Origin of the sequence: Algoriphagus winogradskyi, from assembly GCF_900182815.1 — a bacterium.
Taxonomy (GTDB): domain Bacteria; phylum Bacteroidota; class Bacteroidia; order Cytophagales; family Cyclobacteriaceae; genus Algoriphagus; species Algoriphagus winogradskyi.
Genome location: NZ_FXUA01000005.1, coordinates 322,513 through 338,532, shown reverse-complemented (window position 1 = coordinate 338,532; position 16,020 = coordinate 322,513). Strand labels below are relative to the sequence as shown.

Annotated in this window: 14 protein-coding genes; 8 read left to right on the top strand and 6 right to left on the bottom strand. The window is 41.5% G+C overall.

Features of this window, described 5'->3' with window-relative positions; all coding sequences use genetic code 11:
- Positions 1–162: 162 nt before the first annotated feature.
- The 4 genes from QOL76_RS14730 (at position 163) to QOL76_RS14715 (ending at position 4,282) form a co-directional block, all read left to right on the top strand.
- The gene (locus tag QOL76_RS14730; RefSeq protein WP_283413734.1) at positions 163–1,326 is read left to right on the top strand and encodes an AIR synthase related protein; all 1,164 of its coding nucleotides are present in this window, start codon (positions 163–165) and stop codon (positions 1,324–1,326) included.
- A 177-nt stretch (positions 1,327–1,503) separates the two neighbouring features.
- Positions 1,504–2,859, top strand: a complete 1,356-nt coding sequence (locus QOL76_RS14725) for a neutral/alkaline non-lysosomal ceramidase N-terminal domain-containing protein (protein ID WP_283413733.1) — start codon at positions 1,504–1,506, stop codon at positions 2,857–2,859.
- Between the two features lie 83 nt (positions 2,860–2,942).
- Positions 2,943–3,329 carry a DUF983 domain-containing protein gene (locus QOL76_RS14720; protein WP_283413732.1) on the top strand — a complete coding sequence of 129 codons (387 nt, stop codon included), beginning with the start codon at positions 2,943–2,945 and terminating at the stop codon, positions 3,327–3,329.
- A gap of 62 nt (positions 3,330–3,391) precedes the next feature.
- Positions 3,392–4,282 (top strand): AraC family transcriptional regulator, encoded by an 891-nt coding sequence (locus tag QOL76_RS14715; protein ID WP_283413731.1) that lies wholly within the window; start codon positions 3,392–3,394, stop codon positions 4,280–4,282.
- Here the strand turns inward: QOL76_RS14715 and QOL76_RS14710 are convergent.
- Positions 4,277–4,873 (bottom strand): class I SAM-dependent methyltransferase, encoded by a 597-nt coding sequence (locus QOL76_RS14710; protein ID WP_283413730.1) that lies wholly within the window; start codon positions 4,871–4,873, stop codon positions 4,277–4,279. The genes QOL76_RS14715 and QOL76_RS14710 overlap by 6 nt on opposite strands.
- A gap of 40 nt (positions 4,874–4,913) precedes the next feature.
- On the opposite strand from QOL76_RS14710, the gene QOL76_RS14705 reads away from it, so the two are divergent.
- Complete coding sequence (locus QOL76_RS14705; protein ID WP_283413729.1) at positions 4,914–6,272, top strand: acyl-CoA dehydrogenase family protein; 1,359 nt, start codon at positions 4,914–4,916, stop codon at positions 6,270–6,272.
- On the opposite strand, the gene QOL76_RS14700 is transcribed toward QOL76_RS14705, so the two are convergent.
- Complete coding sequence (locus QOL76_RS14700; protein WP_283413728.1) at positions 6,269–7,108, bottom strand: hypothetical protein; 840 nt, start codon at positions 7,106–7,108, stop codon at positions 6,269–6,271. The two genes, QOL76_RS14705 and QOL76_RS14700, sit on opposite strands and share 4 nt — an antisense overlap.
- A 117-nt stretch (positions 7,109–7,225) precedes the next feature.
- Here QOL76_RS14700 and QOL76_RS14695 point away from each other — a divergent pair, with 117 nt between their 5' ends.
- A complete protein-coding gene (locus tag QOL76_RS14695) occupies positions 7,226–7,864 on the top strand; it encodes a GDSL-type esterase/lipase family protein (protein ID WP_283413727.1) in 639 nt (212 codons plus the stop codon).
- A gap of 220 nt (positions 7,865–8,084) precedes the next feature.
- Positions 8,085–9,404 carry a YopA family protein gene (locus QOL76_RS14690; protein WP_283413726.1) on the top strand — a complete coding sequence of 440 codons (1,320 nt, stop codon included), beginning with the start codon at positions 8,085–8,087 and terminating at the stop codon, positions 9,402–9,404.
- A gap of 701 nt (positions 9,405–10,105) precedes the next feature.
- Here QOL76_RS14690 and QOL76_RS14685 read toward each other — a convergent pair.
- Complete coding sequence (locus QOL76_RS14685; protein WP_283413725.1) at positions 10,106–10,576, bottom strand: hypothetical protein; 471 nt, start codon at positions 10,574–10,576, stop codon at positions 10,106–10,108.
- Between the two features lie 502 nt (positions 10,577–11,078).
- Here QOL76_RS14685 and QOL76_RS14680 point away from each other — a divergent pair.
- The gene (locus QOL76_RS14680) at positions 11,079–11,666 is read left to right on the top strand and encodes a hypothetical protein (RefSeq protein WP_283413724.1); all 588 of its coding nucleotides are present in this window, start codon (positions 11,079–11,081) and stop codon (positions 11,664–11,666) included.
- A 25-nt stretch (positions 11,667–11,691) separates the two neighbouring features.
- On the opposite strand, the gene QOL76_RS14675 is transcribed toward QOL76_RS14680, so the two are convergent.
- The 3 genes from QOL76_RS14675 to atpA all read right to left on the bottom strand — a co-directional run bounded on the left by QOL76_RS14675 (position 11,692) and on the right by atpA (position 16,007).
- Positions 11,692–13,260 carry a sulfatase family protein gene (locus tag QOL76_RS14675; RefSeq protein WP_283413723.1) on the bottom strand — a complete coding sequence of 523 codons (1,569 nt, stop codon included), beginning with the start codon at positions 13,258–13,260 and terminating at the stop codon, positions 11,692–11,694.
- A 232-nt stretch (positions 13,261–13,492) separates the two neighbouring features.
- Positions 13,493–14,365, bottom strand: a complete 873-nt coding sequence (gene atpG, locus QOL76_RS14670; RefSeq protein ID WP_283413722.1) for an ATP synthase F1 subunit gamma — start codon at positions 14,363–14,365, stop codon at positions 13,493–13,495.
- Between the two features lie 64 nt (positions 14,366–14,429).
- Positions 14,430–16,007 carry a F0F1 ATP synthase subunit alpha gene (gene atpA / locus QOL76_RS14665; protein WP_283413721.1) on the bottom strand — a complete coding sequence of 526 codons (1,578 nt, stop codon included), beginning with the start codon at positions 16,005–16,007 and terminating at the stop codon, positions 14,430–14,432.
- Positions 16,008–16,020 lie beyond the last annotated feature (13 nt).

The window sequence follows — 16,020 nt, the reverse complement described above, 5'->3', positions numbered from 1 at the left end:
GAACAATTGAATAAGTGAGCCTAGAGTAAGCAGTTTAATCCTAAACTGTGCCCTCTGCGCAACCTTTGTGTACTCCGCGGTTAAAATCATCCTCCCAACAAGCAACTTAACTTTACCCTTCTTATTCATCCATTTTGCGGATAACCTATTAACTTTGCCCCCATGAACGAGCGATACATGCAGCGCGGAGTTTCCGCCTCCAAAGAAGATGTGCATCAGGCCATTTCAAAACTTGACAAAGGGCTTTACCCAAAGGCATTTTGTAAGATCGTGGAAGACACCCTTGGCAACGATCCTGAATACTGCAATATCATGCATGCTGATGGTGCCGGCACCAAATCTTCTCTGGCATATTCCTACTGGAAAGAAACCGGCGATGTGAGTGTTTGGAAAGGTATCGCGCAGGACGCGATCATCATGAACACCGATGATTTACTTTGCGTAGGTGCAATCAACAATATCCTCGTTTCCTCTACGATTGGTAGAAACAAAAACCTCGTTCCTGGCGAAGTGATCTCCGCGATCATCGAAGGAACCGAAGAGGTTCTTCAGATGCTTCGTGACAATGGCGTCAACGCTGTACTTACTGGCGGAGAAACTGCTGATGTGGGAGACTTAGTTCGCACAATTATCGTGGATAGCACAGTCACTTGTAGAATGCGCCGCGACGAAGTGATCTCCAATGATCAGATTCAGGGTGGAGATGTGATCGTAGGTTTGGCTTCTTTTGGCCAGGCAAAATACGAGACAGCATACAACGGTGGCATGGGAAGCAATGGCCTTACCTCTGCCCGTCATGATGTGTTCAATAAAGTACTAAAGACAAAATATCCTGAGAGTTTTGATCCATCTGTCCCGGAAGATCTTGTTTACTCAGGAAAATATAACCTAACCGATCCAGCTCCAGGCGCACCTGTGAACATCGGTAAGTTGGTCCTTTCTCCTACGAGAACTTACGCTCCAATCATGGTGGATGTGTTGAACTACATGAGACCAAGAATTCATGGCTTGGTGCACTGCAGCGGTGGAGCGCAGACCAAAGTCCTTCACTTCGTGGACGACGTGCATGTGATCAAAGACAATTTGTTTGAAACCCCACCCCTTTTCCAAATCATCCAAGAAGAAAGCGGTACGGACTGGAAAGAGATGTACAAAGTTTTCAACATGGGTCACAGAATGGAAGTTTACCTGGACGAGCGCTATGCTGAGGAGATCATTGATATCGCAGAATCTTATGGCGTAGAGGCACAGATCATCGGTAGAGTAGAACCGCATCAAGGCAAAAAAGTAACGATTACTAGCCCACATGGCGTTTTCGAATATTAAGTTATTATTTAATCGAAATCATATCAGCACCAGTATTTTCCTTGCTCAGCCGGTCAGAAGACCGATGACGGGAGACCCGCCACAGCGGCCAGGCCGAAGTACCGGAAAAGCTAGTGTTTACCATTTATGAAGTCACTTTGCTCTTTATTAAATAAAATCGTAGACATCCATATTTAAATGGCATTGAAAGGGAAAAGCATATTACTAAAAACAACAAAAGTCCTAAGTTGGACTTTTGTTGTTTTGGTGGTAATCGGCTTGATCGTTTTGACCAAAGTGGATCGATCTCCGATTGAGGACCAAGCCTTTTATAAAGAGACTTTGGAGCGAATAAATCAAAGTACTTTTTCAAAATCCCAAGGCGAAGCATGGATCGCAGGTTGGTCAAGCATGAATATGACGCCCGCTGAACCGGCTGATCTGGTTGGCTATGCACCTCGTGGAAAATATGAATTCGTGCAGGATAGTAGCTTTGTCAAAGCTTTGGCTCTTTCTAATGGAAATACAGAGATTGCATGGCTTAATTATGAATTGCTGATCGTTCACCCACATCTTGCAGCCCAAATTCAAACAGCTATAAAAGAAGCAAACCTGCCAATTGATCAGGTGATTTTCACAGCAACTCATACACATTCTGGAATGGGCGGATACATGCCTGGTCCTATGGGAGAAATGGCTTTCGGAGGATACGACCAAAACATTGTGGATTTGATTGTGTCGAGTAGTCTTTCTGCTTTGCAAAATGCCATCGCCACTCAAGACACTGTTTCTATCACCTATCGCAAGTCGGACGCAGGTGCGCTAGTAGCCAATAGATTCGTGAAAGATGGGCCGACAGACCCTTTTGTTCGCCAACTTATTTTCACCAAAAAGTCTGGTAAAAAAGCTACGTTCCTCACCTATTCGGCACATGCTACCACGATGAGCACCAAGTTTATGGGCTTGTCCGGTGATTATCCTTATTACCTAACCAAAGAATTGGAAGAAGGTGATTTTGACTTTGCTATGTATGCCGCAGGAACGGTAGGAAGTCATAGACCTTTGAGGCCGGGAAACACACCTGAAATGGTCGAGCGATATGCGCATCAATTAGACTCTACGCTGAATCTGAGGATGACTTATTTCGCAACTGTCAAAAATCATCGAATCCAAACTGGCTATCTGCCGATTTCATTGAGAGAACCACATCTTCGTATTTCAGACAATCTTCGCCTTCGCCCATGGCTGTTCAATTATTTACTAGGCGAGACCAATGCTCATTTAGACATTACGCAGATTGGTAACATGCTTATGATTGCTTCCAGCGGAGAACTCTCCGGAGTTTTCTATGAAAAGTGGGAGAAGCTGGCGCATAGCAGAGGTTTGAATCTGATCATTACGACTTTCAACGGTGGATACATTGGCTACATCACTCCTGATGAACTCTATGACGAAAACTTCCACGAGGTGCGCGAGATGAACTGGTATGGCCCTGGTAACGGAAAGTATTTTGATGAAATGGTGATGGCTATTATCAAGAAGTCAAGCCCTTAAAGGTCCGAAAAGTCCTCATATAGGTAGCTTTTATCCAGTTATCTCAAAAATCCTTGAGCTATTTTTGCCAAAACTTAAAAGCCATGAGATTCTCCACCCTGAAAAGTATATACCAATGCAAGTGCCCTCGCTGCCACAAAGGGGATATGTTTTTGCGTGGTAAATTATTGAATCCAACCAAGTTTTCTGTGATGAACAAATCCTGCTCGCATTGCGGGCAGTCCTTTGAACCAGAACCTGGCTATTACTTCGGGGCTATGTTTGTTAGCTATGCGATCAACACTGCCTTATTTATTACTGCCTGGGTGGCTTTGACGATATTGAAACCAGACTATTCTTTGTCTCTTCTACTTTCTTTGCTGGGTGTAGCGGCCATTGTTTTTCTGCCATTCATCTACCGAATCAGCAGATCAATCTGGATTGCGATTTTTATTTCCTACCAAGGCGAAGACCTCCCAAGTTCATCTTGAGGACTTGATTTCTATGAAGTAAGTATATTTGGAATATCTTGAGTTTCGAAGATATTCCAACTATGCCCAGCAGTCCACTTCCTATATTTCACATTCCAGATTTCGGGCCTGACGCGATAGATTCATCGCATTTCTATTATTCTGGACTGAAAAGTCACTTGGCGACACACCAATTTATCCAGAAACCACACAAGCATGATTTCTACATCATTGTAGTTTTCACTCAAGGGAGAGGAAGCCACACCATAGATTTCAAAACCTACCGGGTAGAGCAAGGCTCAGTGTTTTTCTTAAGTCCTGGGCAGGTGCATTCTTGGGAGCTTTCTCCAGATACAGATGGACACATTTTGTTCTTCAGTACTGATTTTTACACCTCCACTTTCTCACGAAAAAGGCTAAATGATTATTCACTTTTCAACTCAATTGTGGAATTTCCTAAGCTGGAAATCGACACACCTGAGACAAGTGAGGTTCTTTTCTTTTTTAAAAATATTGATCAGGAAACCAAAAGTCCTAACTGGTCCACCAAAGACTTGCTGAGAAACTATATTGATACACTTCTTATTTTGTTGTATCGATACAAAGGCAGCAAAACTTCTTTTTCGCCCGAAGAAAAACTGGTTCACAATCAATTCCAGCAGCTGGAATTACTGATTGACAATCACTTTAAGAAACATAGAGAAGCGAGTTTTTACGCAGATCAAATGAGCCTCAGCATGAAACAACTCAATTCACTGTGTAAAAACACCGTTTCAAAAACCAGCTCTCAACTTATTCTAGACAGGGTTATCCTGGAAGCGCAACGACTTTTGACACATTCGGATTTGAACATATCAGAAATTGCATACGAGCTGGCATTTGAGGATTCGTCCTATTTCAGCCGCCTATTCAAAAAGAAAACGAACCTGACTCCAGAGCAATTCCGAAAACAACTAGATAACACAGGCTTATAATCTCCAAATCTGCGCTTTTACCCAACCTTTCAGGAATTCTTTTTCCGAGTTTTTCGTCCATTCTTGACTCAATAGAATTTCCTCATAATCAGGAATACTTGCCCGCTTATGATTCACAACTATCCTAAAAAAAGTGATCATACTTCGATGCAATCCACGCTGAATAGCGTTTTTTGGAGCAAAAAAATCAGCGAGGTAAATCCTGCCATCCGGTTTAATACTGTTTCTAATCTCCCCTAAAAGACTGATGATCTCCTCATCAAGCATGGTGTCCAGCACAAAATGAAGCCAAACTTCATCAAAAACCTTTTCTTTTTCAGCCTGAAAATAGCCCAGACGAAAGCTCAACCTGCTTTCTTTTAAATTAGCCTCAGCCTTCTGAAGCATAGATCTGGAAATTTCCCAGTACTCTCCTGCCAGTTGATCCTTGAATACTTGGTAATCCAGGCCGTCACCTCCACCTATAATGAGTACTTTTTCCCCAGCTAGATTTTCCGAAAAACAGGTTTTAGCCAGCATCAATTGATCCCCAAAAACAAGTTTGGTCAGGCGATTGTAAAAAGGAGTTAGGAAACTGTAATGGTCTTTCACTAATTTAAAGGAATGAACTAATTCCCAAAATACCCTTTTTATGAAGAATCTATTCAAAACCATCGGCGGACTCCGTCAACTTTTATCCACTGTCGATCTGGATCAAATCTCAAAGCTTTCCCAAAAAGTAGATATCTCCAAAATGGTAGGACTGGTCTCCCAGATGAGCGAGGAAGATCTATCCAAAATGATGGGCATGATGAAAGGCGGAAGCCGTCCGAAAACCATCCCGCCGATCAATGGAGATTTTTATGAGTTAGGCAAAAGTCTGCCTGCTCACGAAAGGGAAATTCAACTTCGTGTCCGTGAATTTATGGAGCGGGAGATCAAGCCCATCGCCAATGATTACTGGAACCGCGGGGAATTCCCCATGCAGATTATCCCTAAAATGGCTGAACTGGATATAGCTGGATTAACATATCAGGGCTATGGCTGCCCAGGACATTCAGCATTGCTGGAAGGCTTCGTGGCTATGGAAATGGCGAGAATAGACACTTCAATTTCCACTTTTTTTGGAGTGCAAAGTGGACTCGCCATGGGTTCAATCTACCTCTGTGGTTCCGAAGAACAAAAGCAGGAATGGCTTCCTTCCATGCAAAAACTGGAGAAAATCGGTGCATTCGGCTTGACCGAGCCAGAGGTTGGATCTGGAGTAGCAGGTGGCTTGACCACTACTTGTAAAAGAGAAGGTGATGCTTGGGTGCTAAATGGACAGAAAAAATGGATAGGAAATGCTACGTTCTCAGATATGACTGTGATCTGGGCGAGAGATCTTGATGACCAGCAGGTGAAAGGCTTTATTGTGCGAAAAGATAATCCAGGCTTTAAAGCAGAAAAGCTGGAAGACAAAATGGCGCTGAGAATAGTACAGAACGCCTTAATCACATTGACAAATTGTGAAGTGCCGGAATCAGACAGATTGCAAGAAGCAAATTCTTTCCGCGACACTTCCAAAGTACTTCGCATGACTAGAGCTGGAGTAGCATGGCAAGCCGTAGGTTGTTCTAGAGGAGCATATGAGTTGGCCTTGGCATACACCAATGAACGCAAGCAATTTGGCAGACCAATCGCTTCATTCCAGCTCGTTCAAGATCTTTTGGTGACTATGCTAGGTGACCTGACGGCCATGCAGACGATGGTTTTTAGACTTTCGGAAATGCAGGACGATGACATTTTGAAAGACGAGCATGCATCCTTAGCCAAAGTATTTTGTACCCTTCGCATGCGATCAATCGTGGATCATTCCCGTGAGCTTTTCGGAGGCAATGGAATTTTGCTACGCCATGATATTGCAAGATTTGTGGCAGATGCGGAAGCAGTTTACAGCTATGAAGGAACCAAGGAAATCAATTCACTGATCGTAGGTCGAGCCATTACCGGGCATAGCGCATTTGTCTAAAGCAACAGTAAAATCGCGGGAATCAGGAAAGCAACTTCCATCCGCATTCTGATTTGCTCAGGACTAGCTTCCGATTTGAAAAAGCTCAGATAGTGGACAAGCAACATAAATAATACTAAGCTCGGGAAGATCCTAAAAAGAGAATTTACCAGTAGCAAGCCAATCAATGCAGCTAGCATTAATCCGATTGCAAGCTGGTGAATTCTAGGATTTAGTTTCTCCTGAGGCATTATAGTGGCTATGGAAGAAAAGCCTGACTCCGTGTCGCTTTCCTTATCCAAACTGGAAAGCATAATCAGATTTAAATAAGCCAATCCCATATATAAAATCGTCAGGCCAAAAGCGGTCCAAGTGTAATCTATTTCGGGGGCTTCATACCAAGGAAGCCAAGAAATCCCGATCACATAGAAGATAGCCGAACTAAGTTCCTTTAGTCGAACTTGCTTTGCTGCCAATTTTCTCACCACCAGCATTATCCCCAAAATCAGTACCCCAAGCCCTGCTCCGAAAAACAATTCTTTCGAAAACCCGAAAAATTTAATTGCACAATACAGACCAATACAGCCAACTAATCCAAGGATTGCCAGCAATGGTTTTTGGTAAATTAAATGAAAATGATGCCTATCCGCTGCACGATCTGCTGCCAATTTTCGTGCATCCATCAAATGGTCTGCGGTATAAATACACCATACCGCCATCCCTAATAAGGCATATTCCTGCCAATTCAACTCGACCCGCAGCGCTCGCTCAAAAAAAAGCATTCCAGCCATGGCACCTAGCACAACATCGATGGAAAGCCAAGTAAGTCGTTGATAAAATTTAAAGAGGAAATGCACAGCTTAAAGATAGGGTGAATGGGCAAAAGTCCATAGTTGGTACTCGGATGCTCAGGGATATTATTTATTTTACGAATCAATTCTCAAACCCATAAACCTAAAATCATTTATTTAATCATGAAAAAATCCACTTTACTGTTAGTAGCCCTACTTGCCTTCGTTACTTTTTCTTTTGCGCAAGCTCCTATCAAAATCGCCTGCGTAGGCAACAGCATCACCCAAGGTCCTGGAAGAGATAATCCAGATAGCTGGCCACTGCAGATGCAGGCCATTCTCGGAGATGCGTATGAAGTTGGAAATTTTGGTGTTTCCGGAAGAACATTGCTCCGCAAAGGAGACTACCCTTATTGGAATGAACCACAGTTTCAGCAAGTCAAGGATTTCGGAGCAGACATTCTTATCATCATGTTGGGAACAAATGACTCCAAGCCTCAGAACTGGAAGTATGCTTCTGAATTCAGACAGGATTACCTGGATATGATTGCGGAGTTTAAGAAAACCATGCCTGCAGATGGCAAAGTCTATGTGATCATGCCAGTGCCCGTAACCCGTGAGAACTTCGGAATCACTCCTGTGGTGATGAACAACGAGCAGCGCATGATGATCATGGATATTGCCATAGACTCAGGTTCCGAGCTAATCGATCTTTACACGCCATTTATGGGTCATGAGGATTTACTACCTGATGGCGTACATCCAAATACCGAAGGATTGGGCATTATGGCGAAGGTGGTCGCAAGGGCGATACGCTTGTAGGATGCTAGGTGTCGGAAGTCCGATGCCCGGTGTCACAAACCCTCCTTGGGTCTAAGACCCAGGAGGGTTTTGTTTTTTTTAAAAGGTATAGGGGAAATTGATATGTTATTTTTTGAGACCAATTTTCACTATTAAATCTAGATCAAAAAAGAATCAAATTAACACCGCTAGTGATGGCCATCCCTTTTTGAATGAGATATATAGATTAAATGAAGAAATTATGAATAAAGCTTTACAGTCCTCAATTATTATGAATTTACCGAATGAGGAAGTTGAAATCTTTGCAGGTACTCTTACTATTTCTGGGCAAGAATCAATAGGTAGAATTTATCATCAATGGCTTCCATTTGATCAAACAAAATTTACTATTGAGAATTTCGCAGGAAAGATCATTGACTTGTTAAATGCTGAGGTTGAAGTTACTTTTTCAGATGTAATAAAAGCTAAATTTCGTATTCAGTCCATTAAAGAAGGGGATTCAACCCTTGTTACCGGCATTCTTGTTTCAAGTCTATTCATCATGAGTCCATCACAACCAAACGAAAAAATAAAATATGTAGACTTTATCTTGTTGAACTTCAGACCCTATTTTGGGAAAGTTTTTGAAGTAAAACCAAACTACTTTATAACAGGCGAATTGACACTATTTTCGAAAGAATGCAATATTTCAATTCAAAATAGATTTGAGCATAATAAAACAAAAAAACTTCTTACAGAAAATGGAGGTTTTTTGGCTTCTCATAATGGAAGGTTAGTTTTCAAATCACCAATAGAAGAAAGTAAAATAAATTTCTATACTAAAAGGCTTTCTGCTTTTTTGGCCTTTTTAAATGGGAGAAGATGTGGACCGAGATTCCTCGAAGGATATTCAACAAGCGATGAATTAATTATTAAGGACATGACCCCATATTTCATAGACCAATACAAATATGTTCAATCGTGGTTACCCTTTAAATTTGAGGATAATTTATTCAACCTTTGGGATTCGTTTTTAAAGTTAACGGCAGATGAAAAAGATTTTGAAAGAACAGAATTAATTATTCATTGGTATTTAGAGGCTTTAAATAATTCAGGATTTGTAAATGGTTCAATAATTCTCTTACAAAATTCATTTGAGGTTTTATATTCTTGGTTAGCAGTTGAACAAGGGATTGTTGAAAGAATTGGAAAAAATGATATTGAGAAAAACTGGGCGAGTAACAAAATTAGAAGTGTTTTTATGCATTATGGAATACCTACAAGTTTCCCCCCTTTGTATAAAAAGGTCTTTGAATCTTTTGATGAAAATAAATCTGAGGATTTTGCCTATGTCTTTCCTATGGTTAGAAATTCGTTTGTTCATTATTCAGAACAAAATCATAATAAAATTGAAAAATTACATGGTAACCACTGGCCACTTTTAAATTGTGGGATTTTCTATCTTGAACTACTTATATTAAAAGTCATGAGATATAATGGATTGATCAGATCCAGAGTACTAGAACCAGGTTATCCTGGAGAAAGGCAGGTTTCTATTTTGGATCCTTTAAACGAGATTTAAATTCTTAACTAAGAGCTAGATTAAATCTTAATTTTTCTATTGATAAGGATCTCAATCTTGATTCTAAAAGTTCAACCCCTTCAGGGTTGCCAATCTTAACCTTATCTCTTTATCCACGGGTTGCACCCGCGGTTATTGAAAGTTGGACCACTTCGTGGTCGTGCATTTGAATCTAAAACTGAAAGCAAGACCCCGAATGGGGTCAAACCATGAATAGCCATGGGTGCAACCCATGGTTTACAAAAATGACGAAAGGAACCACGACCCCGAAGGCGGTCGAACTCGAAATCCACTTCACAGGTTTCTTCATGCCAATCCTAATTAACCCAACCCACCTTTAACCTGACTCATCCGATATTTTACCTGACTACGGTTACCTTTTTGACCTCATTTCGGGTTAAAAAGGTGACACGAGTTATCTTAAAGTAGACTCGTCGCATGTTTTACCTAACTGCAGTTACCTTTTTTATTCGATTCTGACCTGAAAAGCTGACTCGAGTGATGTTTTACCCGACCGCTGTCAACTTTTAAATCAGAACAGCCTACTAGTTCCTTACTTGGGTTAATATAATAGCCTGTCTCCCTGTGGAGAGAGTTAGGCTAGAAAGGGTTTGAAGTGTGTCAATTCTATGCACCCACAAAAAAAGACCGAGTCAGAAAGACTCGGTCTGGATGATTGATTCTCAACTTTTCAAGCTACTTCACTTCTCAGGACCTTTACGATCTCCCTGACTTTCATAGCGTTTGCGAAGCTCTTCATATAGTGCTTGTGCGCCTGCTATTCCCATTTTCGCAGCATACTTGACAGAATTGTAGAATATCCTAGCCTGATCGTAAGCTTCTGCTCCGGCAAGTGTAGTGGTATTCGTAAATTCGTCTTGCAACTGCTCTGCTGCCACAAAAAATGGCTTCAATTGAATGTAAGCTTCCAGATCCTTGCGCATCTCGACCACATCCAAAAAGGGCGGGTTAAACTGCGGGTTGGACTCTGCAAACTCTGTAGCCTTCTGTACAAAAGGCAAAGTACCATCAGACATCCGGGCGAGATGCTTCGCTTTGCCCTTGCTTAGCTCTGCGAAATAAGGCCCCATGATAGTGGTGATGGTGGCGAATGCATCCCGAACTTGCTGTAGTTCAGCGGGCGGGATGGAGATGGAAATGCGATTCTCCATAGTGTAGGTTGTTTAAAAATGAATAACAATTATTAAAAACTATAAATGAATTTAAACAAACTAGTTTTAAATACAATACTCAATTAAAAGTTTCTTATCACTGACTATCAGTAGGATAGGGAATGTTAAAGAGATAAGCTCTTGGGTTTCTAATAGAATTAAACACTGTAGATTTCGAAAATCTGGAGGGTTTTTAACTAATTCCACAAAAACCCACCATCGGACAGACAGGCACAGACCACGGGGCAGGACTAGTGGAGGCAGTTTAAGTCCTAGTTTTTAACTATATATTTTATTTATCCTCATACTATCTCAGGTGCCAATTTTAATAAAGCCAGAAATCTCTCGAATAGGGATTTGAAGGTGAGTGACTTAGCAACTGAATTCCTAAAAAAATATAGTTTTTAGAGGTATTGTATTATGGCTGCAAAATGAATAACTAGCGCGATGTTTACCCTAAGAAAATATTAGAGGGTAGCAGCTAACTCAATCATTTAGCGCAATGCTGAAACACGTAATTTTATCCTGTCTGTTGCTCACTTTTGGTGGGTATTCACTAGCTCAAACAACTGCCCCTGGTTACTACATTTCCTTGAGCAATGACAGTGTCCTTACACAAATCAAGATGCCAAAATCAGTTTTTGGATCTGTGGACTTTTCCAAATTCCTTTTCAAAGTAGAAGCACAGGATAGCAATAACGATTTGAAGAAATTTAAACCCGAGGATATCAAACGGTTTGGGTTTATCTATAACGGAGAAAGTTATAGCCTTTTTTCAAAACCCATTTTTACTGAAAATACGCTGAGGTTTTTACAGCCAACAGTTATTGGAGAAAAATCCAGCCTGTTTCAATTTCAGACCTACGATCAAAATGGGGCTCCGCTAGGTACCTTTTATACGCTTGAAAAGAATGACGGCACTTATGCATTCCTAACTACCGGAATGAGAAGTCTCGATAAATTTAAAGATTTACTAAAAGAATTTTACGATGAAAATCCTGAACTACTCCAACTGATCGACGCGAGATTTAAAGAGCGTAAGTCAGTGCAAGCCGACATGATCGAGCTTGTCGAATCGGCCAATAGATAGCTTGTTGTTCGAATAAGCTTCTTTATCACTCTTCCACAAATCCAATCTGCTTCCACTCCCCTTCGATTTTATCATTTTGCTGCGGAGCACCAGGGGTACTTCTACCCTCTTTGATATACTTGCTCAGGAGACTTTTTAGGGCGGCTACTTTCTCAGGATTTTCTGCCTGAAGATTTGTAGTCTCACCAGGATCGGAAGCCAGATTGTATAACTGAACTTCCGGAAGACCTTCCTCGGCTTTAGTGTTAGGTTTAGGAGCACTCCATCCACCAGAACCTTTAGCCATGATGAGTTTCCAATCGCCTTGACGAATTGCAAAACTGCCATTAATGGAGTGGGCTACTGTGGCTTCACGGAATTGATCCACTTGATTAGTTGCATCAAAAAGTGACACCAAACTGTAGCTATCCTCGCCTTCATTATCCTTGAGGGCATAGCCAGAAAGCTCTGCTCCAGTTGCCATCAAATCAGTCAAACAGATTGTTTCATTTCTGGAAGTTCCTTTTTGGATTTTGGCTGGCCACTTGGCAATAAAAGGAACTCGATGTCCTCCTTCGAAAATATCTGCTTTGTGCCCACGGTAGATGTAGCTAGAGTAGTGTCCCGCTGCCTGCATCACATCCAGACCTGCTGCCGGAGAACCTCCATTGTCACTCGTAAAAACGATCAGCGTATTTTCTTCAATTCCTGCTTTTTTGATTGCTTCATTCAACTGACCCACATAGTCATCAATCATCATCATAAAATCCGCAAATGGAGCTAAACCGCTTTTTCCTTGCCATTCAGCCGGTGGCAAAATCGGAGTATGCGGAGAAGGTAGTGCCAAGTAAAGGAAAAATGGCTTTTCTTCCTTCGCCTGCTCTTGAATGTATGCGATAGATCGCTCAAAGAAATTTGGAGTAACTTTTTCGTGATCAAAATCAGGAGAAGTTGGTCCTTCTCTCCACCAAGAATATTTGCCTTTATTGACAGTTACTGTATCCGGAATGGCAGTCACTTTACCATTCTCAACATACACATAAGGAGCCATATCCAGCGACCCATTATGACCGTAAGCGTAGTCAAAACCCAGATCATTTGGAGTATGAGTTACAGTCTTTGTAAAATCTATATTATCAAAATCATTGGCACCCCAGCCATCAGCTCTCAAGGAATCTCCATCTACTGTAGCCCAATCCCAACCTAAGTGCCACTTGCCAATAAATGCGGTATTATAGCCTTGACCTTTGAGCACAGAAGCAATCGTTGTTCTATCATCAGGTATCAAAGCGGTAGAATTCCCGGTAAGCACACCGCTTTTCAGGGTACTTCTCCAATTGTACCTGCCTGTCATAAACCCATAGCGGGTAGGAGTACACACAGCTGATGGTGTATGGGCATCCGTAAAAATCATCCCTTCAGAAGCCAGTTCGTCAATGAAAGGGGTTTTGATTTTTCCTTCAGGATTAAATGCTTTAATATCCCCATAGCCCAAATCATCTGCTAGAATGACGATAATGTTGGGTTTTTTATATTCTTGCTTCGGCTTTTCGGCACAGGATAATACCGTCAAAGAGATAAATGTATACGCAAGTAGGTGGAAATAAAGCTTCATTTTGTATAAATCTAGGATAGAATGGTTGAATTTAGGGCGAATGACCCATATATAAAAGTAAAATAATGCAGCTAAGCAAAAAATCCTACTTTCAGCCTTTAAGAAGAGTATAAACAGGCTAATAAAAGATACCTAATTAAGCGCTATATGCTTACAGCAAAAGTCGTTTTAATAAAACAAAAAAACCACAACCCTTGCGAGCTGTGGTTTTGGAAAGTAGGTCTATCGTTTATTATTTACCTCCAAGTGCATTGGCACCAGAGACAATTTCAAGTATTTCATTGGTAATGGCAGCCTGACGAGTTCTGTTGTACATCAATCTAAGCTCTTTCAGCAATTCACCAGCGTTATCTGTTGCCTTATCCATCGCAGTCATTCTAGCGCCATGCTCAGAAGCATTGCTTTCTAGTACAGCTTTGTAGAACTGTATTTTCAAAGACGTTGGAACCAACTCTTCGATAATATAAGCTCTTGATGGTTCCAAGATGTAATCCGTATCAGCAGTTTTCTCCTCAGCAGAATCATCTTTTGCCATAGGCAAAAACTGTTCTACATGAACTTCCTGCGTAGCTACATTCTTGAACTCATTATAAACCAAAGCAACTTGGTCAAATTCTCCAGCTACAAAAGCATTCATCGCAAATTCTGCTGCGCTTCTAGCATTCTCAAAGCTGAGGTCCTGAAATAACTGAGAATACTCAGAAACCATATTGAAATCACGCTTTTTGAAAGCTTCAAAAGCTTTTTTACCAATAGGAAGAATAGTTATATTCTTTCCGGCAAATTGTCCTGCAATGGCCAAATTTACCGCCTTGATGATATTTGTATTGAAAGCACCACAAAGTCCTTTGTCTGAAGTAACAGGAATGATCAGTACATTTTTTACTTCACGCTTTTCAGCAAAAATAATATCTGCAGCTCCTTCAGAAGCAGCTGATACGTTATTCAGGATTTGAGTCAACTTCTGAGAGTACGGACGCATCTGAGTGATTTTGTCCTGCGCTCTTCTAAGTTTAGCGGCGGAAACCATTTTCATGGCCTTAGTAATCTGCTGGGTAGAGACTACTGAGGTTATCCGTTCCTTTACTTCCTTAAGATTAGCCATCTTGGTTGCGTTGTGCTAGGGTATAGATAACCGGAAGACTCTCGCCTTCCGGTGTTCAAATCAATTATTTTGAATATTTAGGAGCTAATTCTGCTGCTGCCTTAGAAAGAACTTTTCCAGCCTCATCAACTTTTCCTTTTAGGATGAAGTCAAGTGCTTCTGGATAAGACGTATCCAATAGTGTATAGAATTCTTTCTCAAATGCTCTGGCGTTTTCTACTGGAACTGTATCCATCAAGCCTTTAGTAGAAGCATAGATAATAGCTACCTGATGCGCTACAGAAACTGGAGAGTACTGCGCTTGCTTCAAGATTTCCTGGTTTCTTCTACCTCTTTCGATCGTACGCTTAGTAGTCGCATCTAGATCAGAACCAAACTTAGAGAATGCTTCCAATTCACGGAAAGCTGCCTGATCCAATTTCAAGGTACCGGCGATTTTCTTCATTGATTTGATCTGCGCGTTACCACCTACTCGGGATACGGAGATACCTACGTTAATCGCAGGACGGATACCAGAGTTGAAAAGGTTAGTCTCCAAGAAGATCTGACCATCTGTAATAGAGATTACGTTAGTCGGGATATAGGCAGAAACGTCACCAGCTTGAGTTTCGATAATCGGAAGTGCAGTCAATGACCCGCCACCTTTTACCAAGTGCTTGATAGAATCCGGCAAATCGTTCATTTCCTGAGCGATTTTATCAGATTTGTTGATTTTCGCAGCTCTCTCAAGCAATCTTGAGTGAAGGTAGAATACGTCACCTGGATATGCTTCACGTCCCGGAGGTCTTCTCAATAGAAGAGAAACTTCACGGTAAGCTACGGCTTGTTTAGAAAGATCATCATAGACAACCAAAGCAGGACGACCTGTATCTCTGAAGAACTCACCGATCGATGCACCAGTAAATGGAGCAAAGAACTGCATTGGAGCTGGATCAGAAGCAGGAGCTGCTACTACAACTGTATATGGAAGAGCACCACCTTTTTCAAGGGCCGCAACTACACCAGCAACGGTAGAAGCTTTCTGACCTATTGCAACGTAGATACAGAAAACTGGCTCTCCTTTATCGTAAAATTCTTTTTGGTTCAAGATCGCATCGATAACTACCGCTGTCTTACCAGTCTGACGGTCACCAATAACTAATTCTCTTTGACCTCTACCGATTGGAATCATCGCATCGATAGATTTGATACCTGTCTGAAGCGGCTCAGTAACTGGCTGACGGTAGATTACACCTGGAGCTTTACGTTCCAAAGGCATTTCGTACAAGTCTCCAGTAATAGGTCCTTTACCGTCAATTGGATTACCTAAAGTATCCACAACCCGGCCTAGCATTCCTTCACCTACTTGGATAGAAGCAATTCTTTTAGTTCTTTTTACGGTATCTCCTTCTTTTACAGATTTGGAGTCACCGAAAAGTACTGCTCCGACGTTGTCTTCTTCCAGGTTCAGTACCATTGCTTTCAGACCATTGTCGAATTCTAGCAATTCACCGGACTGTGCCTTAGAAAGTCCATAGATACGAGCTACACCATCCCCCACTTGAAGGACTGTACCCACTTCTTCGAGTTCAGCTTCGGTTCTTGCACCAGAGAGTTGTTCTCTTAAAATTGCCGAAACTTCATCAGGTCTTACTTCTGCCATGATATATAGATTA